This is a genomic window from Fibrisoma montanum (genome assembly GCF_003583365.1).
Taxonomy (GTDB): Bacteria; Bacteroidota; Bacteroidia; order Cytophagales; family Spirosomataceae; genus Fibrisoma; species Fibrisoma montanum.
The window spans coordinates 608905-631450 of the sequence record NZ_QXED01000002.1 but is presented as its reverse complement, the minus strand read 5'-3'; the positions used below and the strand labels follow the sequence as shown (position 1 = coordinate 631450).

Here is a 22546-nt window from a genome sequence, read left to right as displayed (position 1 = left end):
AAAGGTAGGCAGATTTAGGCAGGCACCGGCACGTCTTCGCTCACCCGGAGCCGTAAAAACCGGGTCCCTACAATAAGAAGCCAGACCAGCCACAAGGTACTTCCCAGCAGTCCGGCCAGCTCCCAGACCGGAAAGGTCGGTATAACCGTCGCGAACAGGTCTCCCTGAGCCAGCAGATAGATTCCCGACGCTACGTAGCCAAACCGGCTTATCCACGCAGGAAACAGCCCCAGTTTTACGAACGCCGACGCCATCATGACCGTCCAGGCAATGGTGAGGAGCTGGCCCAGGTGCTCACCCAGCACCACCCCGCCGTACTGGTGAATTGCCTGAAACGCGACCACACTGGCCGCCCGGATGGCCGGATCGGTTGCATGGACGTAGGTATCGGCCAGTACCGGCACAACGAACGTCCAGCGCAGCAAGCCAATGATCTGCACCAGCCCCGACACCACGCCCAGTGTGGTAGCCCACCGGATGAATGGCAGCGTATGGTCCAGGCGCTGGCCGATTGCTACGTAGGCCTGAAGCAGAGGTAGCCCCGTAATGGCGAAGGCCCACCAGACGGCAATGAGCAGTGGGCCGCCTTCGTGAAACCGGGTCAGGACAACGCCCGGCGGCTCCCGCAGGATGGTAGGATAGTCAAATATGACGGTCAGAATTGTGTACGGAATAAAGACTAACACGGCGCCCAGAATGAGCAGGGTACCGATCTGGCGGTTGGAAGGCATTTGTGAAGTTTTCATGACTGATTTTCAGCTTTCGGTTTACGGTATACGGCAGTGTCAGGCCTTGGCGGGTACCACCGAAACCTACGTACCGATTACCGCCCTACCACGTAAATGAATAACTGATGCCCGGAGTCGGATTGAGCTTTATGTCTTGTCCGGGCGCTGCCAGTACGGCCGCCCCGATGCGCAGGTTCAGGCCTTTCCAGACCATCCAGCGAAAACCGACTTCGCCCATGACACCGTTCTTGTTTTCATACTCACGGTCGAGGCCCCGCACGTAGGAAGCCGATACATAAAACGAAGAGGGATTGGGCTTTTGGCCGACGGGCAGAAACCAGTACGTCAGGCCCGCCCGAACGAACGAGGTCGTCAGGCCTTTCCCTTCAGCATCTTGGGAGACAATCGTTGGGTAGTAGCCGCCGTGTACGGAGACGTGGTTCCGGCGGTATTCCAGACCGATGGAAGGATTACGAAACGCATTGATACTTACTTCATTACGGGGAAAGCGCTGGGCGAAAGTGGCGCCTGACAGGAGCAGCAGGCCGGCTAGTAGGATCGTCTTCATATCGACTTTTTGTTTTGGTTGACGATACAAAGGTGGCCGACCGGTCAGCCAATCTACTGGACAAATGTCCAATTCGTGTACCTACCGGATTTGTCCACGGATGCGGCTCAAATGGCGGGGCGTCACGCCCAGAATCGACGCCAGGTATTGCAATGGTACCTCCTGCAGCAAATTGGGTTCTTCTTCCAGTAACTTCTGGTAACGTTGTTCGGCGGTAAGGGTCAGCAGGTTGAAGCGACTGTCTTCGATACAGGCAATCTGGTCTTCCAGCACACCCACGTAAAAGACTTCAAACGGCGGAATAGTCTGGCGTAACTGATCAAAATTGCGTTTATGGATGGCCCACACAACGCTGTCGGTGAGGGCACGAATGGTTTCGCGGGCGGGTTGCTGCTTAAGAAAACTGGTCAGCGAGATCAGAAAATCGCCGGGGCCGGCCGTGTAGCTGGTGATCTCATCGCCGTTCCGATTGCAGAAATACTGAAACAACCCCTTTTCGACAAAGCCCAGCTGCTGACTGATTTGTCCTTCCTGCAAAAACTGGCTTCCTTTCTTCAGCTCATGCCGATGAAACTGGGTAGCGATGGTTTCCTGCTGCTCTACCGTGAAACCATTTTCGCCTAAAAACGTGATTAGTCCATCCATATCAATCAGGTCTGGTTAGCAATAAACTACGGCCTTGGTTTCATTCCAGTGAATATATCAATTTATCCAAATAATATGCCCCTTCACAGCCCTGCCACGCCATAGCCATTTCTGACCGGGCTCGGGGAGTTGCTGACAAGCAAGACAAGCAGTACCAAAGCATTGTATCTTTACGGATGGCTACAAACTAACTAAACAGACAATGCTGATCGTAGGAGATAGTCCATACTGGACGCGCCGTCTGCTCTCCAAACACCTCCAGGTACTGGGTCTGCAACCTGGCGACGCCGTTATGGTCCACGCGGCATTGCGGTCGGCAGGTCCGATATTAGGCGGGCCAGATACTCTTATTGGAGCCCTTTTAGACGTTTTAGGTCCTGAGGGTACGCTTCTTTGCTACGTAAACTGGGAACAACAATACGAGGATGCCATTGATGAAACCGGACGCCTACCTGAGACCCTGAAAGCCGATATCCCCCCCTTCGACCCAGCCGCATCCAGAGCCAGCCGGGACCACGGCGCTTTTGCCGAGTTTGTCCGCACAACGCCCGGCGCCTATCGAAGCCGGAACCCAGGAGCTTCGGTGGCCGCCATCGGTGCCCGGGCCGCGTGGTTCACTGCCGATCACCCATTGGACTACGGGTATGGACCCGGCTCTCCTTTCGACAAGCTTGTTGTAGCAAACGGAAAAGTGTTGATGGTTGGTGCTCCGCTTGATACCATCAGTCTGCTACATCATTCCGAGCATCTGGCACAGCTACCAAACAAACGGATTCGCCGAATGGAGGTGCCGCTTCGGTTTGGTAACCATGTTGAGTGGCGTATGATCGAGGAGTTTGATACAGTTGATCCGGTGGTAAACGAATTGGCGGACGACTACTTCGGCACTATCGTTGAGGAGTTTCTGCTCACAAAAGGTGGCCAGCAGGGTATGATTGGGTCAGCGTCTTCAGTCCTGTTGTCGGCTCCGGCTGTAGTGTCTTTTGCAGTACAGTGGCTAGAGCAGCGCTATCGCTGAGCAATTGGCAGTCAGCGTACTCATCCTCAATTTACTGAGCGTATTTCACACCGATACGTTGTTCAGCTTCTGGATGCCATTGCACGAAACAAGTATTTTTTTTGTATTTTTCGTGCTAGCTATGAAACGACTGTTCCTCCCCTTCAGTGCATTGGTTTTGCTGGCGCTTGGCTGGTCGCAGCTCCGCCAGAATCCAACCGATACAAAACCCAACGATTACACCAATTGGTCGGAGTACCTCGGTGGCCCCGACCGTAGTCACTTCTCCGCTCTGACGCAGATTACGCCTGCAAACGTTGGCCAGCTCAAAATGGCCTGGACCTACACCACCCCCGACAGTGGTCAGATCCAGACCAATCCGATCATCGTCGATGGGGTGCTGTATGGCGTAACGCCTACCGTACAGGCCTTTGCACTCGATGCCGCTACGGGTAAGGAACTCTGGAAATTTGGCGACCCCCTCAAGGTCTGGCACAGCACCAGCCGGGGCGTTACGTACTGGCAATCAGCTGATCGCAACGGCGAACCGGACAAGCGGATTCTGTACACGGTCGGCCCGAAACTCTACGCGCTCGATGCCCGCACGGGTAAGCCCATTCCGAGCTTCGGCGACAATGGCAGCACCGACCTGCACGCGGGTCTGGGCGAACAGGCGACAGACAAGTTTGTGATCTCCAATACGCCCGGCACCGTTTTCGACGATCTAATCATTATGCCCATGCGGTTGTCGGAGGGGGCCGATGCTGCACCGGGCTACATACAGGCGTTCAACGTCCGCACGGGTAAACTGGCCTGGACATTCCATACCATCCCGCAACCCGGCGAATTCGGCTACGACACCTGGCCCAAACAAACCTACCAGAACACCGACGTGGGTGGAGCCAACAACTGGGCGGGCATGGCCGTCGACCGGCCGCGCGGCATTCTCTACGTTCCGACCGGCTCGGCCGCGTTTGATTTCTACGGCGGCAACCGCAAAGGGCAGAATCTGTTTGCCAACTGCCTGCTCGCCCTCGACGCCCGCACGGGCAAGCGGCTGTGGCACTTCCAGGCCGTTCACCACGATGTGTGGGACCGCGACTTCCCGGCCCCGCCCAACCTGCTGACCGTCACCCAGAAAGGGCCCGATGGCAAACCCCGGCGCATCGACGCCGTTGCGCAGATTACCAAGTCGGGCCATGTGTTCGTTTTCGACCGCGTAACGGGTAAGCCCCTGTTCCCGATCAAAGAAACGCCCATGCCAAAGTCTGATATTCCGGGCGAGGAAACCTGGCCGACGCAGCCCCTGCCGCTCAAACCAGCGCCGTTTACCCGGCAGAACCTGACCGAACGCGACCTGAATCCGTATTCGGATGACCGTGACTCGCTGCTGGCCCGGTTCAAGAGGAGCCGGACGGGTATGTTCCAGCCACTCAGCCGGCAGGGCACGATCATTTACCCCGGTCTCGATGGTGGTGGTGAATGGGGCGGAGCGGCTACCGACCCGGACGGCATCATGTACGTCAATGGCAACGAGGCTGCCTGGCTCATATCACTGAACGAAGCGCCCAAGCAGGATCAACTGGCCCACCTGAGTACCGGCGAACGGCTCTATACCCAGAACTGCGCCAGTTGCCACGGAACAGAACGCAAAGGCAATACGGCCAGTGGGTATCCATCGCTGGTCAACATCGGTCAGCGACGCGACCGGCCCTACGTTCACCAACTGATCAGCAACGGCAAAGGCATGATGCCCGGCTTCACGCAGCTGTCGGCCGACGACAAACGGGCATTGATCGGTTTTCTGTTCGGCGACGAGAAGCAGGAAGTAGCGGCATCGAACAGCAAAACGAACAAGGCCCCCTTTGTGCCGTATAAGATATCCGGCTATAATAAATTCCTGGACAGCAAGGGCCTGTCGGCCATTGCGCCCCCCTGGGGCACGCTGAACGCCATTGACCTCAATACCGGCGAATACGTCTGGAAAGTTACGCTCGGCGAAGAACCCGAACTGGCGAAGAAAGGCATTCGGAACACCGGCTCCGAAAACTACGGCGGTCCGGTCGTGACGGCCGGTGGGGTAATCTTCATTGCGGCTACCAAGGACGAAAAATTCCGGGCGTTCGATAAAAAAACGGGGAAGCTGCTTTGGGAAACGCAGCTTCCGGCGGCTGGTTTTGCTACGCCCGCTACGTATCAGATCGGCGGCAGGCAGTACGTCGTTATCGCCTGCGGGGGCGCCAAACTCGGCGCGAAGAAAGGCAATCAATACGTAGCTTTTGCCTTGCCATAAGCCGATAACCTCAGCCGGGTATGAAAAGCCTTGTCCTGTAGCCAGCCCTTGTTTAGATTACCATCTCGAATCTATTTTACAGGCATGCTTCCTCTTATTCAGGCAATCACTTATCTCTATCTGGCCGGCGCATTGCAGGGATTCTGTCTAGCCGTGTTGATTGGCTTAAAGAAAAATAGCAACCGGGTAGCCAACCGTCTGTTGGCGCTGCTCGTCTTTCTGTTTAGCTACAATACGCTGTACTATTTTCTGTCGTATCATCAGCTTCTTCAGCATTATCCGCATCTGTATAAGACTTCGTCGGGTGTGTTCCTGCTGTTTGGCCCGCTGGTGTATTTGTATGTGTGGTATGCCCTGCAGAGTCAAACGTCTTTTCAGTGGAAACACCTCGTGCATTTTCTTCCGTGGCTGGGCCTCATGGCGGTTGTCCTGCCAATCCTGGTCCAGTCGGCGGCCGTTAAGCAGCAGATGATTCTGACCGAAAGCCAACAGCACGGCCTTTTGCCGGCCAATCCCTACTTCCTGATTTCGGACGTACTCATGACGGGCCTGCTAATGTACTACGGCTACCGGATGCGGCAATTTGCCCGGCATACTACACGGGATCAGGCAGCCGTTCTGAACCGTATTCTGATCTTCTTCACCGTCTTTGCCGTGAGTACGATCATCTACCGCGTTGGTGTAACGCTGGGCATGGGGTATTATAATCTTTTTGGCCATACGACGCGGGTCCTGTTTACGCTCGCCGTGTATGCACTGGCCTATACAGCCTTTCAATACCCGGACGGACTCAGCCCTAAAACGAAGCCACAGAAGTACCGCAAATCACCGCTCAGCGAATCGGCCAGTCAGTCCTTAGCCGATAAAATCAATCAGTACGTTACCGACCAAAAGCCGTATCTGCTTCCGGATTTTGGATTGGACCAACTGGCCGCTACGCTCGAACTACCGGCTCAGTACGTATCGCAGGTGATTAACGAGCAGTTCGGCCAGTCGTTCCCGGATTTTATCAATGCCCGGCGCATTGACGAAGCCAAGCGATTACTGAAAGGCGACGAAAAAATTACGGCCATTGCCCTCGACTGCGGCTTCAACAACCGGGTTACGTTCAACACTGCTTTCAAAAAGTTTACGGGTCAAACCCCGTCCGAATACCGGCTGCAGCGCGCTGAATTGGCCAAAAACGTGTAAAGTTTGATCAGTTTTTACAGGAATGCTTTCCCTACGCGTTTCATTTGCTGCCGTAAACAACAACAGATGAACCGTATGTGGATGCAACGTAACGCGGGCGGTGGCTGCCTGCTCACCATCTTGTTCCTCCTTTGCCAGCCAGGTATCGGCTGGGCGCAGAAGAAACCGCTCGACGGGTCGGCGTACCAGTGCTGGCAAGGCTTCACCGAACGCAAAATCAGCGCGGATGGTAACTGGTTTTTGTACGGCGTCGCGCCCAGCGAGGGCGATCCTGAACTGGTCGTTCAATCGTTTGATGGTCGTCAGAAGCAGCTCATCCGGCGGGGCCACCGCGCTACGTTTATGCCCGACAGCCGCCACCTCCTGTTCTACCTGAAAGCGCCTTACGCAGCACCAGCCGCGGGATCATCGGCCCGGCCCGATACGGTCGGCTTACTGGCGCTCGGTACCCAGCAGCTAACGCTGATTCCCGGCGTCAAGGCGATCAGGCACCCGGAGTTGTCGGGCAGGTGGCTGGCCTACACCCAAACCCCGCCCACTCTGCTGGCCTCGGCCCAACCTACCGCTACGTCGGCGGCTCAGCCCACAACCAACAGTTCCAGCCTGGTGCTGCTTGACACCCAAACTGGTCAGAGCCGCACCTTCGAGGGCGTTACTGATTTCGTCTTCAGTAAACAGGGTGAAGCCCTTGTGATGAACGTAGCGTCCGGGCAAAACCCCGCCCTGGCGGATGTTATCTGGATGAATCTGAACCGTAATGCGATCGATACCGTAGCCCGGAACCTTAGCCAATTACAGCAACTGACCCTGGATGCCTGGGCCACTCAACTGGCGTTCCTGGCCCAGGCTAATGACCCGGCCAAAACACTCGCGTTGTGGTATTATAAAGCCGGAGCTGAAACAGCTCAGATCGTGACAACTCCGCAGACAACCGGCATACAACCCGGCTACGTAGTTGGCGAAGCGGGCGGCCTACGATTCAGTACCAGTGGTAACCGGCTCTACTTTGGGGTTAGCAGGCCCCGCCCCGCAGCCAAACCGATGGGTGCTGATCAGCCCAAACTGACGCTCTGGCACTACCAGGACGATTACCTTCAGCCGCAACAGCTCAAGCAACTCGATCAGGAAGCCAAACGGACGTATCTGGCGATACTGCACCTGACAGACCGGCGGGTGGTTCAGCTCGGCGATATAGATCTGGAAGATATTATCCTCCCCAACGACGGTGACAGTGACTACGTCTTGGGCGTTACCACGAAAGGGGGCCGGGTGGAAGCCGACTGGCTGGAACAACCGGGCCGAACCGCCTACCGCGTTGCCGTAAACGACGGTTCCCGGACGCTAATTCGGGAGAAGCTCACGGCTCCGTTCAGTATCTCGCCCAAAGGTCAATACGCCCTGTGGTACGACTCCAACCTGCGTCACTACGTCGCCTGCCAGTTAGCAACCGGCCTGGTTCGTAACATCTCCGCAGCCGTATCCGAGCCCTTGTTTGATACCAGCTACCAGGCACCGGGCGATCCTCAGCCGTTCGGGGTGGCCATCTGGGAAGAGAACGACCGCTCGGTGCTGGTGCATACGGAGTTTGACATCTGGCAACTGGATCCGCTTGGCAAGGTCCCCCCGGCTAACCTGACGCGTGGGCGGGGACGGACTTCGCAGACGATACTTCACTACGCCGACATCAACAGTACGGACAACTACATCCGGTCCGGCGATGAACTGATTTTATCGGCGTTTAACCGCACCACCAAGTACGCTGGCTTTTACCGGCTACGATTTGGTCGTGCAGAACCGCCTGCCGAGTTGACCATGGGGCCGTATTCCTACAGCTTTCCGGGCATGTCGAAAGCCAAAAACGCAAACCGGTACGTTGTATCACGGGGTAACGTAAACGAATACAACCTTTACACGACCACCGACATCCGGCAGTTTCGGAAAGTCTCGGACCTAAATCCCCAGCAAAAAGACTACAACTGGCTTACCACCGAATTGGTACAGTGGAAACAGCCGGACGGTATGCCCAACGAAGGCCTGCTGCTGAAGCCGGAAAACTTTGATCCGCAGAAAAAATACCCGGTGCTGGTTTGGTTCTACGAGAAAGACTCGGATGGGCTTTATGCCTACCGGACGCCATCGCCCAGTGGGGCCATTCTGGACATGCCGATGTTCGTCAGCAACGGCTACCTGCTTTTCATTCCGAACATTCAATATACGAACGGTGAACCCGGCGAAAGTGCCTGCCGCTCCGTCTTGTCCGGCCTCGACCACCTGGCGCAATATAGTTGGGTTGATACCAGCCGAATGGGCGTACAGTCGCACAGCTGGGGTGGGTATCAGGTTAGCTACCTCATCAGTCGGACCAACCGGTTTAAGGCCGCGTCGGCCGGGGCTGTGGTCAGCAACATGGTAAGCGCCTACGGTAGTTTGCGTCGGCGGTCTGGCGGCAGTCGTCAGTGGATTTATGAGCGGTCGCAGAGTCGGCTAGGGGCTACGTTATGGGAAAAGCCGGAGCTGTACATTGCCAATTCACCAATTTTCAGAGCTGATAAAATTCAAACTCCGTTGTTGCTGGTCCACAACGACGGCGATGGACAGGTACCCGTGGAGCAAAGTATCGAATTATATATGGCTCTGCGCCGGCTACAGAAACCCGTCTGGCTGCTGCAATACGAAGGCGAAGATCATGTCATGCGCAACCTCAGCAACCGCCGGGATCTGTCGCGCCGATTCCAAACGTATTTCGACCATTACCTGAAAGGGGCGCCCATGCCACCTTGGCTACGGGACGGCATGCCAGCCGTCTTAAAAAATACAAGCTCAGCCTATTAACCAGACCCTTTCAAAAAACCGCCCGGCCAGTTCACTGAACTGGCCGGGCGGTTTTTTGGGTCTACGCGGTAGAATGCCATCTAAATCGCTTTTTTTGCATACCCTACTACCCGTCGTTTATGAAGCATATCGCTCTGGCTCTACTGCTCTGCACATCCGCCTTGGCCCAGTCGCCCGTTGCTACGTTCCGCCTGCATCCCGACAACCCGCACTACTTTATGTATCAAAACCAGCCAACGGTATTGGTCGGCTCAGGCGAACACTACGGCGCCGTCATCAACCTCGATTTTGATTACAAAACGTACCTCCGCACTCTGGCCGTCGATGGCCTGAATACCACAAGACTTTTCACAGGGGCGTACATCGAAAAACTGGGCGATTTCGGTATTCAGAACAATACACTGGCTCCTAAGGCAGGGCGCCTGATTTTACCCTGGGCGCGAAGCAATGAGCCCGGCTACGCTCTGGGCGGCAACAAGTTTGACCTGAGCAAATGGGACGACGCCTACTTCGCCCGGCTGCGCGACTTCATGACCGAGGCTCAGCGACAGGGGGTCGTTGTGGAGATCAACCTGTTTTCGTCGTACTACGGCACGGGCTGGCCTTACAGCGCTTTAAACCGCGCCAATAACGTTAACAGCACCAGCGACGTACTGCCTAAAGATGTCAACACGCCCCTGAACGACAACCTGCTGGACTATCAGGAGCGCTACGTCCGGAAGATCGTTCGTGAACTGAACTCTTTTGATAACCTGTATTTTGAAATTCAGAATGAACCCTGGGCCGACCTGAAAGACACCGTGCTGACCCGCAACGAGTACCATACCAGCGAAACCGGCAAAACCGACTGGCGGGCAACGCTCGAAGTGGTGTCGGAGCCGGCTCTCGACTGGCAACGGCGCGTAGCTGCGTGGATCGTAGCGGAAGAGAAGCCGCTCCCTAAAAAGCACCTGATTTCGCAGAACATCAGCAACTTCCGCTACCCCATCGTTAGCCCCAACCCCCACGTATCCATCTTCAACTTCCACTATGCCCTGCCCGAAGCCGTTACCGACAATTACGCGCTGAATAAACCCATTGGTTTCAATGAAACGGGGTTCGCGGGCCGCTCCGACGTCACGTATCGCCGGCAGGCCTGGCGGTTTCTGATGGCGGGCGGGGCCTTGTTCAATCACCTGGATTACTCGTTTTCGGTAGGGTCGGAGAACGGCCGGGATACTGCGTATCAGGCACCGGGTGGAGGCAGTTCGGCCCTGCGGAAACAATTCGGTGTGTTGAAACGCTACTTCGACGCCCTGCCGATCAGCACTCTCAAGCCAACGAACCTGGTCGCTTCGCCGGGAGCGCTGACCTGGGCCCTGACCAACACCACCACCCACTGGATCGTCTACGCCGAACCGGTCACCCGCGGCATTTACGTACTGACCATGAATCTGCCCCGGGGAACCTACCGGGCCGAATGGACCAGCGTAACGACGGGGCAGCCGATCCGCACGGAAACCATCACGCACACGGGTACCAGCAGGCAGCTTACGGGTCCCACCCACCAGGGAGATGTTGTGGTGAAATTCATAAAACAATAAAACCCGGCCGTTTCGGGCCGGGCATCGTTTAAGTTAAGTTACGGTGAATCAATCAAACAATCACACAGTCGTCAACTTCATAGCCAATCAAATCATCTTTTGCATTCGTTCCGCGCAGTAACGACAGCAGCAAATGAGCCACAACGCTGGCTACTGCAACAGCAGCGACAAAAGCCAGGTAAGTGAATGCCATTTGGCTAACTACTCCGCGATGCCAGGGCTGACCGAGTAACCCGTGCAGGACCGAATAAACCACGCCAACAAAAACAAAAAGAACGGTTAGGTTATGCAATGTATTCAGAGTGGGTTTCATAAGACGACTTGTTTGGGTGCGTTGACGATACAAACATCACCCCGCCGGATTAATTTGAGATTTAGGGCTAATTAAAAGGCCGTTAAACTCTATCGAAATCAGCGATTAGCTTATTTGGCAGCCGTCAGCAGAGGTTGCATCTGGTCAGCAACAAACTGATTACCAGTATCGTTAAGATGAACCCGATCGGTGGTCAGAATGCCCTGATCTTTATTGGCCAGGTTGTTTTTGAGGTTATGCTCAAGGAACGCTTTTCGCAGATCGCAGAGGGGCAGATTCTGCCGGGCGGCCAGATCACGAATGAGCTGACTGTAGGCGTTCAGATCGCCGTCCTGCGGGTTGGTAAAGTCGGTTTTTTCGCCAATGACCGCCGGCGTACACAGTATGATTCGCGTATTGGCTGCCCTGAGCTTTTTAATGAGGGCTTCGTAAAACTTCACGAATTTATCGGGATCGGTGCCGGTACCGTGCGTGCTTTTATGCCAGACGTCATTCACCCCAATGTAGACCACAACCACGTCAGGTTTCTGGGCCAGCACGTCGTCCTCCAGTCGCAGGTAGAGATCATATACTTTATTGCCACCGATACCGGCCCCGATTAACTCGTACTGATCGGCCGGAAGCCGCTGTTTCAGCCGATCAATATAGCCGCCAGGCTTGATGCCGGCCTGCGTAATGGAATCTCCGAAGAAAACAACGCGAATGGGTTTGGCAGTTGTCATAGCCAGTAATGCCGCGGCAACAAATACGCTGAGAAGCAGAAATAAACGGTTCATAGTCAAAAAATAAGTCAAGGTCTGTTCAAGTTGGCGGGTCAATGTTGTTCCCTCACGTCAAACCTGAACCATTAAACAACTAAACTCAGCGCCAGCACACCGAGTAGCCCAACAATCGATACGATACTTTCCATCAGCGTCCAGGTGCGGAGCGTATCGTTGATACTCAGGTTGAAGTACTCTTTGAACAACCAGAATCCGGCGTCGTTGATGTGCGACAGCATCAGGCTCCCCGACCCGATGGCCAGCACCATAAGTTCGGGGTTTACGGTCTGCGACTGAATCAGGGGCATGATAATACCGACGGTGGTCAGGCCGGCAATGGTGGCGGACCCCACACAGACCCGAATTACGGCGGCCATGCCCCACCCCAGCAGCAACGGCGACATGTCGACGCCAAGCAGCAGTTCACCAATGTACTTGCTGGTACCGGAATCGTTGAAAACCTGCTTCAGCGCACCGGCCCCGGCAATAACCAGCAGAATGGGAGCGGCTGCCTTGATGGCTTCTTCCAGGTCTTTTGTTACGGCTTTCATGGTTTGCCCACGCCGGATGCCCAGCGCGTACACCGCTACCAGCACCGACAGCAACATGCCGATATACGGCTCCGCCATCAGCGTAACGAGGCTGTGCGCGACCGTTCCCGTCGCAACGTACGTCTTGAGTGGCCCGAACACCGTTAGCAGCACCACGGGCAGAAGCGCGACAAAGAAACTGATGCCCGTACCCGGCAGGTCCGTAGTCGGTACGTCCTTGATGTTGAATAAATCCCGGTCCGGCTTCGGCTTAAACCGGCCGAGGGTTTTGCCAAAAATGGGACCGGCAATAATAATAGCGGGTGTAGCCACCAGGATTCCGTAGGTCAGTGTCCGGCCGATATCGGCGTTCAGCTGCCCGGCAATGGCCGCGGGCGACGGATGCGGAGGCAGATACCCGTGCGCCACCGACAAGGCCGACAGCATCGGTACGGCCACCGTAAGCAGGGGCAACCCCGATGAAGCCGCGATGGTAAAAATCAGGGGGACAACGATAATGAATCCGGCATTGTAGAACAGCGGAATACCGATAATGAAACCGGCCAGCGCCAGTCCCCAGCGGATGTTTTTCAGGCCAAACCAGCCGATCAGTACGTTTGTGATGCGACGGGCCGCTCCGCTTTCGGCTACGATCCGGCCGAGCATAGCGCCGAAACCGATGATCAGTACGAGATCGCCCAAGGTACCGCCAATACCGGTCTGAATGGATTTACCAATCGTGGAAACATCCATACCGGAGGCCAGACCGATCGCGAGCGCAACCAGAATAAAGGAAATAAATGTGTCTAACTTAACAACTGCAATCAGAAGAATCAGGCCGAGAATTCCCAGGGCGGTGAGCAGGATGGGCATACGTAGGGTTCAGGTGGGTGAACGTTAGGACAAAAAGCGGGTCAGTCGCTCAATCTCCTCATGCAGCGGCCGGGTAACGTCAAAAGGGACCACGTGCAGGTGAGTTGATTCATCGTAGCCGAACACATCGAGCGGGCGGCCGAAGGTCTCATTAGCTGGATAAACCAGGAAGAGCTGGTCGGCTTCGTACTTCTTGCCGTATGCATACAGTTGGTATAAATCGGCCTGTTCGATGCCATAGTTACCTACCCGATCGGCTCCATCGATGCGTTTCCACTTGGTGTCCAGCACCAGTGTCCGGCCGGGCTGCCGTATCAACACATCGGGTTGCAGCCTGAATCTGGGCGCACCGATATGCTCATCGACCAGATGCGCCGACGACTCCTGTACGGTAATCTGACCCGGATGGTAATAGTGCCGCAGGCCATGCGCTACGTAGTCCTCGAATATGCGCTGCATGGGGAACAGCAGCGAGAAGCCGTCCACACGCCCTGTTTTTAACCCAAAGGCCTGACTCTGAAGCAGTACGTCGGCCCATTGCAAAGCGGGTTTGTAGCGGGCAAACTGCCGGTGCGACGTACCACGGGCGGTTATAAGGGCCCGAATCTGCCGCAGATCATCAGCCAGGGATTCCGACGCCGGTACGTCGTCGAGCGCCCACAGCAGCTGCTGTTTCCGTCGCTGGCTGTCCAGGCCTAAAGCGTGGCGCTGAAGGTAGAATAACGTCGTTTTAAGCACCCGGTTGGGGGCACTGTCAACCGTCAGGGCCTCGTAGCTTACGGCCAGCCGTTCGGCATGGCGGGCGTTATCGCGCAGGTGCCGCGCTACCTGAAATTTACCTTTCCAGTAGCGTTCATTACCCTCGACCGGTACGTACGTACGCTGAACACCCTGACTGACCAACTGGCTCAATGCGTCCAGAAACGCGTTGCTGAACACATCCCACAACGGCAAAAATGTTGCCCCCGTTTGAGTTGCCAGGGTCCGAAACGGACTGTGCCGCAGATGACGAAGCATGTTTAGCAGGGCCGTTCGGGCAACGGCAGGCTGGTCGGTCACCTTGGGCAGGATTTCGACCTGTGTTCCATTGGGCAGCCCGACCAGTCCTACATAGTTTTTCACCCGTATCACCTCGCGGCCTTTCTGCACAGAAAACGTCAGAATGGCATCTGCGTCGGCGGTCTCGGTAGCCAGCTGTTTCAACGCCTGAAATGTCCCGTCCGGTATATACGCTTCCGTCAGCGAACTAACCGCGTCAGGAAAATCGCGGGCGTTGCGGACAAGCGCATATTCACTAACGACTACTAAATCTCGCATCGGGTTATTGGTCAACTGGTCAGCTATCTTTCTCCTGATTGAACCGGGTCACAACGTCTTCCACCAGCTCGGCCGTTGGTTTCTGACCATCGAGCCAGTGAATAGTAAGTCCGTCGCGCTCCATCTTCCGGAAGAACGTCATCTGCCGCCGGGCAAACTGGTGAATAGCCGTTTCGAGCCGGGCTACCATCGTCGTGTACACCAGTTCGCCTTGCAGATACTGGGTGATAAATTTATACTCCAGCCCGTAGAAAATCAGTTTTTCGGCCGGTATACCCTGTTGCAACAATCGTTCTACTTCGTCTACCATCCCGCTTTGCAGCCGAGCCTGCAGCCGTTCGGTGATTCGTTGTCGACGCAACTCCACGGGAATGTTAATCCCAAACACGACGGCGGGCGGGGGCGCTACAGCTTGCGTAAGGGGTGTATCCGGATGGCGGCTAAGGTACCGACCAATCTCAATCGCCCGGATCAGCCGCTTGCGGGTCGAGGTGTCGGCCAGCGACGAATAGGTTGAGGGGTTTTGACGAAATAGCTGCTGTAGTTCGTCGTCCGAGCGGGTCTCCAGTTCCGCCCGAAAGGCATCGTCGCGGGGGATAGCCGTGAACGCGTGACTGCTTAGCACAGCATCGAGGTATAGTCCCGTTCCTCCACAAACCACCGGCAGTCGGTTCCGCTGTTGTATGTCGGTTGTCGCCCGGGTAAAATCCTGCTGGAACTGGTATACATTGTAACTCTGGCCCGCATCGATGATGTCGATCAGATGATACGGCACCGTCTGTTCATCCACTACGTAGTCGGCCAGGTCCTTGCCCGTACCGATGTCCATGCTGCGGTACACCTGCCGCGAATCCGCGCTGATGATTTCGCCGTTCAGCCGGTGAGCCACGTGAACCGCCAGCCGGGTTTTGCCACTGGCCGTAGGACCCAGAATCACGAGGAGTTTAGTCGTTGACACGTAGAAACAGAGTGAAACCCGGAGCGCACCAGCGTCATGCTGAACGTCTCTGTGGTTCGGGAAGTTTGACAAATTTAATACTGCCCGCATTGTAAACGGGTACGTAACCCAGTTCAGGCAGTCGGCTTTCGGTCAGGCCGTTGGGCAGGCGGTGCGGATAATACCGGATCCATTCGCCGGGTTTTACCCAGAATTGCTGCGGCTCGGTCAGGGTTTGCCGCTCAAAGCCCAGCCGTTCGTAGCTGCGGCCATCCGACCAGTCGTGATCAGCATAGGTCATCAAATCGTTGGGCTGGTGATCATTGATGAAGGCTTTCAGCAGCTTATCCAACCCGCCCACTACGGTACAGTTGAGCCGGTTGGCAAAGCGAATCAACTCCACCGAACGATACGTATCAGCAAACGTCCGGGCGGCCGCAAACGTAGCAACGGCCACCAGCCAATCGGCATCCCCCGCCGGCGCGTTTCTTTCCCTGAATACGTCCGACAGCACCCGGAAGTAGCGGGCGGGCAGAAACAACCCATACTTATAGCGACCGGCTAAGGGCACCTGCAGGTGGTTTCGTGCCAGAAAGTCAACCGCCGTCGGCCGATCGATTCGCCGAACCTGCGTCAGCCGGGCCGGGATTCGCTCCGATTCGCCGACCAGGGCCCGCAGCCGTGACTGCACAACTTCGGGCCGTTGCCGCCAGACATCTTCCCACAGGTGAATAATCAGCCAGCCTTCTGCTGATAACCGCGCAGATAGTTGCTGGAAGAAGAGCCGTGGGTCGCGATCGTGAAAGAAACGGACGTAGTCCGCGAAGTCAATCTGGTGAACAAGCGTTTGAGTACCAGCCAGTCGGTACAGAGAGAATGGCGTTTCAACACCGGGTTGCGAAAACGGCTCAGCAGGAACGGGAATCAAACGGCGAACAACGTTTTCACGTCGACTACGAGGCCGGGCAGCACCGCCGACTCAATTTTACCTTCGTCGATTGTAGCCGCGCTGAGCAAGGTATAAAGGTTATTGTCGAGCTTATACACTTCGATCAGTTCTTCGAGCGGGTCAACCAGCCAGTACTCCTGAACGCCATGCTGCTGGTAAAGAAGCTTTTTGGTAACGCGGTCCCGATACCCCGACGTAGGCGATACGATTTCGACCACCAAAGCCGGTACGCCTTCGATACCGTCATCCGTGATTATGGCAGCGTTAGTAGCCGGCACAAACAAGATGGCAGGCTGAATACTGTTATACCCGTCTAAAAACACATCAATAGGCGCATGAAACACTTCTCCTACTTTTTTTTGAGTTACAAATAACTCCAGAATAAATTCAATCCGACGTGAAATACGTTGGTGTAGCGGTGAGGGGGCAGATTTTTTCACTATTTCCCCATGAATGAGTTCATACCACGACGTATCGTTGTCATCGAACTCCAGCTCCCGAAACTCCGCTACCGTTAATTTTTGAATGGCTACGACCGACTCCATACCTTACGAGGGTGACGTTTTCCTAAAATTAAGACATTTTAGCTAATCCGGCTCCAGTTGCTTTCAGTCTGCTTGATGCTGTCCAGGTGGTTACGGATGGGCGCGTGTTGGGGCAGAACAAGATTCGGGTCCTCTTCCAGAATGCGCTGCGCCGACTCGCGAGCCGCCGTCAGAATCGGTCCGTCTTTGGCCAGATCAGCGATCATCAGGTCCATGATACCACTTTGCTGCGTACCGGTCAGGTCGCCGGGGCCGCGAAGCTGCAAATCCACGTCCGCAATTTCAAAGCCGTTGTTGGTACGTACCATCGTTTCGAGCCGGGTCCGCGTATCGCTGCTGAGCTTATAGCCGGTCATCAGAATACAGTACGACTGCTCAGCCCCCCGACCGACGCGCCCCCGAAGCTGGTGCAACTGCGCCAGGCCAAATCGCTCGGCGCTTTCGATCACCATCACGCTGGCATTTGGTACGTTCACGCCCACCTCGATTACCGTCGTAGCGACCATGATCTGCGTCTCGCCTTTCACAAACCGCTTCATCTCATCATCTTTCTCGTAGGCCAGCATCCGGCCGTGCAGGATACCTACCTCGTACTTCGGCCGCGGAAACGCCCGCTGTATGCTCTCATACCCATCCATGAGGTCTTTGTAATCCAGCTTTTCTGATTCTTCAATCAGCGGATACACTACGTACACCTGCCGGCCCAGCTCAATCTGCTGGCGCATGAAACCGAACACCTCCGAGCGGTGCTTGTCGTATTTATGAACCGTTTTGATGGGTTTCCGGCCTTTGGGCAATTCATCGATCACCGATACGTCAAGATTGCCGTAGAGCGTCATGGCCAGCGTACGGGGAATGGGGGTGGCCGTCATGACCAGAACGTGGGGGGGCACGGTCGGGTTTTTAGCCCACATTTTGGCCCGCTGCGCTACGCCGAACCGGTGCTGCTCATCAATGATACACAGACCCAGGTTTTTGAACTGTACCACATCTTCGAGCAGCGCGTGCGTCCCGACGATGATGTGCATCTGGCCACTTTGCAGCTCCTCATGCAGCACCCGACGGCGTTTCTGATTCGTAGAGCCGGTCAGGATGCCCAGGTTCAGGCCCAGCGCATCCGCAAACGGCTTCAGGCCATTGTAGTGCTGATCAGCCAGAATTTCGGTCGGGGCCATCAGGCAGGCCTGCGCGCCGTTGCCGATAGCCATCAGCATGGTAATGAACGCAACGATGGTTTTGCCGCTGCCCACGTCGCCCTGCAGCAGCCGGTTCATCTGTTTTCCACTGCAAAAATCAACGTAGATTTCTTTGATAACCCGCTGCTGCGCCCCGGTCAGTTCAAACGGCAGCAATTCTTTGTAGAAGTGCGTCATCAGGGCCGTTTTCCTGAAAATCTGTCCTGGATACTCTTCCTTCTGCATCAGCTTGTTCATAATCAGCCGCAGTTGATTATAGAATAGCTCCTCAAACTTCAGCCGCCGTTCAGCCTGCCGGAGCCAGGCCTGGTTTTGAGGCAGGTGGATGTTCCAGAGGGCTTCCCGTTTGCCGATGAGCCGGTACTGCTGGATAAGCGCTTCGGGCAGGGTTTCGCGGATGTGGTTCCACGACAATTCCAGCAGGATGCGCATGATCTTGCCGATCATTTTGCTGTCGAGGTGGCGACGGCGGAGTTTCTCCGTCAGGTTATACACCGGGAAGAAACCCTGCTCAATCTCCGCATCGGGCGTTACGTTCTGAAGCTCGGGGTGAACAATGCTGTACTGGCCATTGAAGGACTGCGGTTTTCCATACGCTACGTATTCGCCTTCCCGCCGGAGAAACTTTTCGATGGCGCTAATGCCCTGGAACCAGACCAGGTGCATCGTGCCGGTACCGTCGGTGAACGTAGCCACTAACCGGCGTTTGGGCCCTTCGCCCTCGAAGTACCAGTCGCGGAGCCGACCGCGAACCTGCGCCGAAGGCATTGACTCCATCAACTCGCTGATGGTGTAGAAACGCGTACGATCGTCGTACCGAAAGGGGTAGTACTGAATCAGATCGCCGTAGGTAAACAGATTCAGTTCCTTGTTAAGCAGTTCGGTCCGCTGAGGCCCTAAGCCTTTTAAGTACGAAAGCGGGGTATTGAAGAAGGTGGTTCGTTCGGTCATAGGCGACCCGGGCATCGGCCCGTTTGACACCTACGTTCGGGCGCGAATAGGTCAAATATACAGAAAAACTCGGTTTGTAATACCTTCAGAAGCGGTTCTGACGGCTTTTCCGGCCAAAAGCCAGCGGTTAATCACCATCGACCCGGCCAAACCCGAACGCCAGCCCGCCGTATACATCCAGCCCGCGCGGTCGAATGCCGTTGCGCTCGTTCCCGATGAGGCCCAGCAGGTTATCCGTTCCCAGAAACGCCGGGCCGACGCGGACCGACAGCCCGGCCGTTACGCCCCGATTCAGGTAGACAACCGGCACCGCAATACCGACGGCGTACACGTCAAAACGGGGCGTGATGGCCACCAGCGAGGGCTGATGCACGCCCATGGCCGCTTCGGCCCGCAGGTCCTGCAGATACGTAACGGCTATTCCCACTCCATCTGGCGACTGGTAATCGGCGGTCAGGTTCAGGGAGGTCGGCAGCCCGGCCCGGAACCGATTCTGATCCGGACTTCGTCCCGTATTGAACCGCTGCTGAATGGTCTCCAGAATCTGGCTTCGGTTCTGAATGTTGTTGAAATCACTACTCCGGAACCGAACGCCCTGCAACTCACCTTCGGCATCGCCGTAGTTGTACTGTGTACCGTTGTAGCGCACACTGCCAATGTCCGTCACGGCCGCGCCCATCCGCCAGGTCGGGCTGTCCGGATCGGACTGCGACACGTAGTTCAGGCCGATGTCCAACCCAACGCCCTGCCCCGGCGATGATGGGCTGAAGAGCGTTCGGGGGCTTACGTTCCGATTCCGCTGAATACTGGTATAGGCCAGCGTAGCATCCAGGCGGTTCACTTCGAGGGCCACGCCGTTAGGTGCCGTCTGATCGGCAACCAGTTGATAATCCAGCCCACGGTTGATAAAATGCTGAGCATTATAACCGAGCAATACCTTCGCCGTTGCGCCCAGAAAAAGCCGTTCGCCGTCGTTCTCCCAGATCGTTCCGGCATAGGTCAGGCCCAGTTCACCGTACGTATTGGTGTTGGCCCCAAACTGGTTATCATTTGCAGGGATACCGTACAAAGCCCCGTCACTCAGTCCAACCCTGACGGCCGACAACAACGATTCCGACGCGCCAACTACCTGAGCCGCGGCTCGCAAACGGGTAGTTATGCCTAACCCGCCCCGGTTACCCACTTTCATCAGCACCGATGGCCCCCGCACTTCGCCCCAAACGGTACCATTCTTGGGTTTACCATCCAGAATTTCATCCGTGTAGTCAACGGCAAACTCCAGCGTTCCATCCGGCCGTTTATATTGGCTTGGCACACTTCCACTCAGAAGCCGAACCAGCGAAAAGGGAGCCTGGTAGCGAACGTAGTTATTATTGGCGTGGGCATTGCCCGACAGTACGTTCAGATAGAGCCGGTATGGTGAGTCGGCCGCAAAAGCCGGATTCAGGTACAGTCGATTGGTTCCTCCGTTCGGGCTGGTTGCTATGCCTAACAAGTTTTGCGCCGTAGAGGCCGTACTCACCAAGCAGCATAGTCCTACCAGCAGTGTATATTTCATGAATGTGCAGGTTGTCTGGGAAAGCGTTCCCAAAGTAAACGTCAATTCGCCGTCTACGTTGGCAGAAAGCCGACATATCTGAGTAAGCGGACGAAACATGTAAACGGACTAACAACAAATAGGGAATAACGAAGGCGTTATCCCCTACCTCCGCAATTCCCTATTCGTTTAATATCGTTCTATCTCATCAGACACCCTCGGCCTCGACCTGCTTTACGGCCGGCACCAGGCGGGTAAGCAGGTTTTCGATGCCGGCTTTCAGCGTCAGTGTTGAGGAAGGGCAACCGCTGCAGGAACCTTGCAGAAGCACCTTCACCGTACCACTCGGTTCGTCGAATGAATGGAAATTGATAGCTCCCCCGTCGGATTCCACAGCCGGCCGGACGTACTGATCCAGCACCGCTTTGATCTTCTGCACCGTTTCAGAATCCACGTCCAGGCGGGTTGTGTTGGCGTCCATCGTCCGCTGCGCAAACACCGGTTTCTTTTCTTCGAAATACTGCTTCAGAAAGAACTTTACTTCGAACAGTACGTCGTCCCAATCGGTGGCGTCGTCTTTCGTGACGGTAATGAAATTCCCGGCGATGAATACCCGGCGTACAAACTCGAACCCAAATAGCGAAACAGCTAGCGGTGATGCTTTCCCATCCAGCAGGGCATCGCCCGGTTCGGCGTAGTCAAATGAAAGACCGGCAGGTACCAGTTCAAAATTGACGACGAACTTCATTGAGTTCGGATTGGGGCTACCTTCCGTGAAAATGGATATGGGTCGGCTCAGCAAAGAATCCATAGTACAACTTTTTTTCAGTATCGCGGGTACTCCGCAACCGTTCCCCCGGTTAACAGCACCGATGGTTTTTTAGTTTTCAACTCAACAAAAACGCCCGACACAAAGGCCGGGCGTTTTCCATAAAACTTCGTTGGTACGGGCCAGTTTGGCTGGCCTGCCGGAGAATCGCTTACTCAGCCGGAGCAGCTTCAGCGGCCGGAGCCGTTGCAACCGGAGCGACTTCAATCGCCGACGGGCCCGCCGGAACGATGTGTACGTACGAACGACGGTCGCGGCCCTGGCGGAACTCAACGGTACCGTCTACCAGCGCGAACAGCGTGTGGTCTTTACCCAGGCCGACGTTACGGCCGGGATGATGTTTTGTGCCCCGCTGGCGGATAATGATGTTGCCGGCAATGGCTTTCTGGCCGCCGAAGAGCTTCACGCCCAAACGTTTGCTGATCGAGTCACGGCCGTTTTTGGAACTACCTACACCTTTCTTGTGTGCCATTTTCTTTGAGAAAGTTTGTAGTTTGTGGTTTGTAGTTTGAGGTTACAGCAACTCTCAGACTACAAACTACAAACCTCTAACCATTAAACAGTAATATCTTCGATTAACACCTTGGTCAGGTACTGACGGTGACCGTTTTTCTTTTTGTAGCCTTTACGACGCTTCTTTTTGAAGACAATCACTTTTTCACCTTTAAGGTGTTCGACGATTTTGGCTGTTACCGTCGCGCCATCGACTGTCGGAGCGCCTACGCTGATGCTCCCGTCGTTATCGACCAGCAGGACTTTTACCTGGTCGGAGGCAAGTGCAGCGTCCGCGTCGCCCTGTAACCGGTGGGTATAGACGGTGCGGCCCTTCTCAATTTTAAATTGCTGCCCTGCGATCTCTACGATTGCGTACATGGTTGATGTATAATTTTGGAAATGAGGGTGCAAAGATAAAGAAAAGCCCGGCATTTTCAAAGCATGATGCCGGGCAAAATAGTTAACAAGGTTGACTC

Annotated in this window: 20 protein-coding genes; 5 read left to right on the top strand and 15 right to left on the bottom strand. The window is 55.5% G+C overall.

Annotated features, from left to right (window positions below; translation table 11 throughout):
* Positions 1–14: 14 nt before the first annotated feature.
* The 3 genes from DYU11_RS08395 to DYU11_RS08385 all read right to left on the bottom strand — a co-directional run bounded on the left by DYU11_RS08395 (position 15) and on the right by DYU11_RS08385 (position 1941).
* Positions 15–746 (bottom strand): DUF4386 domain-containing protein, encoded by a 732-nt coding sequence (locus DYU11_RS08395; protein ID WP_119667200.1) that lies wholly within the window; start codon positions 744–746, stop codon positions 15–17.
* Positions 747–831: 85 nt separating this feature from the next.
* A complete protein-coding gene (locus DYU11_RS08390; RefSeq protein ID WP_119667199.1) occupies positions 832–1296 on the bottom strand; it encodes a hypothetical protein in 465 nt (154 codons plus the stop codon).
* Positions 1297–1377: 81 nt separating this feature from the next.
* A complete protein-coding gene (locus DYU11_RS08385) occupies positions 1378–1941 on the bottom strand; it encodes a Crp/Fnr family transcriptional regulator (RefSeq protein ID WP_119667198.1) in 564 nt (187 codons plus the stop codon).
* A gap of 202 nt (positions 1942–2143) precedes the next feature.
* Between DYU11_RS08385 and aac(3) the strand changes: the two genes are divergently transcribed.
* The 5 genes from aac(3) (at position 2144) to DYU11_RS08360 (ending at position 10837) form a co-directional block, all read left to right on the top strand.
* Positions 2144–2959 carry an aminoglycoside 3-N-acetyltransferase gene (gene aac(3) / locus DYU11_RS08380; RefSeq protein ID WP_119667197.1) on the top strand — a complete coding sequence of 272 codons (816 nt, stop codon included), beginning with the start codon at positions 2144–2146 and terminating at the stop codon, positions 2957–2959.
* Between the two features lie 121 nt (positions 2960–3080).
* A complete protein-coding gene (locus tag DYU11_RS08375) occupies positions 3081–5231 on the top strand; it encodes an outer membrane protein assembly factor BamB family protein (RefSeq protein WP_119667509.1) in 2151 nt (716 codons plus the stop codon).
* A gap of 84 nt (positions 5232–5315) precedes the next feature.
* Positions 5316–6422: a helix-turn-helix domain-containing protein gene (locus DYU11_RS08370; protein WP_119667196.1), complete on the top strand. Its 1107-nt coding sequence runs from the start codon at positions 5316–5318 to the stop codon at positions 6420–6422.
* 75 nt (positions 6423–6497) lie between these two features.
* Complete coding sequence (locus DYU11_RS08365; protein WP_158600247.1) at positions 6498–9254, top strand: alpha/beta hydrolase family protein; 2757 nt, start codon at positions 6498–6500, stop codon at positions 9252–9254.
* A 119-nt stretch (positions 9255–9373) separates the two neighbouring features.
* On the top strand, positions 9374–10837 hold the full coding sequence (locus tag DYU11_RS08360) for a cellulase family glycosylhydrolase (RefSeq protein ID WP_119667194.1): 1464 nt from the start codon (positions 9374–9376) through the stop codon (positions 10835–10837).
* 52 nt (positions 10838–10889) lie between these two features.
* Here the strand turns inward: DYU11_RS08360 and DYU11_RS08355 are convergent, their stop codons facing one another.
* The 12 genes from DYU11_RS08355 to rplU all read right to left on the bottom strand — a co-directional run bounded on the left by DYU11_RS08355 (position 10890) and on the right by rplU (position 22448).
* The gene (locus tag DYU11_RS08355) at positions 10890–11150 is read right to left on the bottom strand and encodes a hypothetical protein (protein WP_119667193.1); all 261 of its coding nucleotides are present in this window, start codon (positions 11148–11150) and stop codon (positions 10890–10892) included.
* A gap of 110 nt (positions 11151–11260) precedes the next feature.
* Positions 11261–11926, bottom strand: coding sequence for an SGNH/GDSL hydrolase family protein (locus tag DYU11_RS08350; RefSeq protein WP_119667192.1), 666 nt, complete (start codon positions 11924–11926; stop codon positions 11261–11263).
* Between the two features lie 71 nt (positions 11927–11997).
* Positions 11998–13314 (bottom strand): gluconate:H+ symporter, encoded by a 1317-nt coding sequence (locus DYU11_RS08345; RefSeq protein WP_119667191.1) that lies wholly within the window; start codon positions 13312–13314, stop codon positions 11998–12000.
* A 24-nt stretch (positions 13315–13338) separates the two neighbouring features.
* A complete protein-coding gene (locus DYU11_RS08340) occupies positions 13339–14631 on the bottom strand; it encodes an McrC family protein (RefSeq protein WP_119667190.1) in 1293 nt (430 codons plus the stop codon).
* 19 nt (positions 14632–14650) lie between these two features.
* Entirely contained in the window at positions 14651–15589 is a 939-nt protein-coding gene (gene miaA, locus DYU11_RS08335; RefSeq protein ID WP_229365736.1) for a tRNA (adenosine(37)-N6)-dimethylallyltransferase MiaA, read from the bottom strand.
* A 34-nt stretch (positions 15590–15623) separates the two neighbouring features.
* Positions 15624–16496, bottom strand: coding sequence for a hypothetical protein (locus DYU11_RS08330; RefSeq protein ID WP_119667188.1), 873 nt, complete (start codon positions 16494–16496; stop codon positions 15624–15626).
* The gene (locus DYU11_RS08325; RefSeq protein WP_119667187.1) at positions 16493–17062 is read right to left on the bottom strand and encodes a Uma2 family endonuclease; all 570 of its coding nucleotides are present in this window, start codon (positions 17060–17062) and stop codon (positions 16493–16495) included. Before DYU11_RS08325 ends, DYU11_RS08330 begins: the two co-directional genes overlap by 4 nt.
* 38 nt (positions 17063–17100) lie before the next feature.
* A complete protein-coding gene (gene recG / locus DYU11_RS08320; RefSeq protein ID WP_119667186.1) occupies positions 17101–19209 on the bottom strand; it encodes an ATP-dependent DNA helicase RecG in 2109 nt (702 codons plus the stop codon).
* Between the two features lie 127 nt (positions 19210–19336).
* A complete protein-coding gene (locus DYU11_RS08315; protein ID WP_119667185.1) occupies positions 19337–20767 on the bottom strand; it encodes a DUF5723 family protein in 1431 nt (476 codons plus the stop codon).
* A 187-nt stretch (positions 20768–20954) separates the two neighbouring features.
* Positions 20955–21557 carry a NifU family protein gene (locus DYU11_RS08310; protein ID WP_119667184.1) on the bottom strand — a complete coding sequence of 201 codons (603 nt, stop codon included), beginning with the start codon at positions 21555–21557 and terminating at the stop codon, positions 20955–20957.
* A 169-nt stretch (positions 21558–21726) separates the two neighbouring features.
* Positions 21727–22047 carry a 50S ribosomal protein L27 gene (gene rpmA, locus DYU11_RS08305; RefSeq protein WP_009283277.1) on the bottom strand — a complete coding sequence of 107 codons (321 nt, stop codon included), beginning with the start codon at positions 22045–22047 and terminating at the stop codon, positions 21727–21729.
* A gap of 83 nt (positions 22048–22130) precedes the next feature.
* Positions 22131–22448 (bottom strand): 50S ribosomal protein L21, encoded by a 318-nt coding sequence (gene rplU, locus DYU11_RS08300; protein ID WP_119667183.1) that lies wholly within the window; start codon positions 22446–22448, stop codon positions 22131–22133.
* Between the last annotated feature and the right edge of the window lie 98 nt (positions 22449–22546).

What these genes read in the sequence shown, in the direction of transcription:
- DYU11_RS08395 (WP_119667200.1), bottom strand. Translation starts at nt 746, where the DNA reads ATGAAAACTTCACAAATGCCTTCCAACCGCCAGATCGGTACCCTGCTC.
- DYU11_RS08390 (WP_119667199.1), bottom strand. Translation starts at nt 1,296, where the DNA reads ATGAAGACGATCCTACTAGCCGGCCTGCTGCTCCTGTCAGGCGCCACT.
- DYU11_RS08385 (WP_119667198.1), bottom strand. Translation starts at nt 1,941, where the DNA reads ATGGATGGACTAATCACGTTTTTAGGCGAAAATGGTTTCACGGTAGAG.
- DYU11_RS08375 (WP_119667509.1), top strand. Translation starts at nt 3,081, where the DNA reads ATGAAACGACTGTTCCTCCCCTTCAGTGCATTGGTTTTGCTGGCGCTT.
- DYU11_RS08370 (WP_119667196.1), top strand. Translation starts at nt 5,316, where the DNA reads ATGCTTCCTCTTATTCAGGCAATCACTTATCTCTATCTGGCCGGCGCA.
- DYU11_RS08365 (WP_158600247.1), top strand. Translation starts at nt 6,498, where the DNA reads ATGTGGATGCAACGTAACGCGGGCGGTGGCTGCCTGCTCACCATCTTG.
- DYU11_RS08360 (WP_119667194.1), top strand. Translation starts at nt 9,374, where the DNA reads ATGAAGCATATCGCTCTGGCTCTACTGCTCTGCACATCCGCCTTGGCC.
- DYU11_RS08355 (WP_119667193.1), bottom strand. Translation starts at nt 11,150, where the DNA reads ATGAAACCCACTCTGAATACATTGCATAACCTAACCGTTCTTTTTGTT.
- DYU11_RS08350 (WP_119667192.1), bottom strand. Translation starts at nt 11,926, where the DNA reads ATGAACCGTTTATTTCTGCTTCTCAGCGTATTTGTTGCCGCGGCATTA.
- DYU11_RS08345 (WP_119667191.1), bottom strand. Translation starts at nt 13,314, where the DNA reads ATGCCCATCCTGCTCACCGCCCTGGGAATTCTCGGCCTGATTCTTCTG.
- DYU11_RS08340 (WP_119667190.1), bottom strand. Translation starts at nt 14,631, where the DNA reads ATGCGAGATTTAGTAGTCGTTAGTGAATATGCGCTTGTCCGCAACGCC.
- DYU11_RS08325 (WP_119667187.1), bottom strand. Translation starts at nt 17,062, where the DNA reads ATGGAGTCGGTCGTAGCCATTCAAAAATTAACGGTAGCGGAGTTTCGG.
- recG (WP_119667186.1), bottom strand. Translation starts at nt 19,209, where the DNA reads ATGACCGAACGAACCACCTTCTTCAATACCCCGCTTTCGTACTTAAAA.
- DYU11_RS08315 (WP_119667185.1), bottom strand. Translation starts at nt 20,767, where the DNA reads ATGAAATATACACTGCTGGTAGGACTATGCTGCTTGGTGAGTACGGCC.
- DYU11_RS08310 (WP_119667184.1), bottom strand. Translation starts at nt 21,557, where the DNA reads ATGGATTCTTTGCTGAGCCGACCCATATCCATTTTCACGGAAGGTAGC.
- rpmA (WP_009283277.1), bottom strand. Translation starts at nt 22,047, where the DNA reads ATGGCACACAAGAAAGGTGTAGGTAGTTCCAAAAACGGCCGTGACTCG.
- rplU (WP_119667183.1), bottom strand. Translation starts at nt 22,448, where the DNA reads ATGTACGCAATCGTAGAGATCGCAGGGCAGCAATTTAAAATTGAGAAG.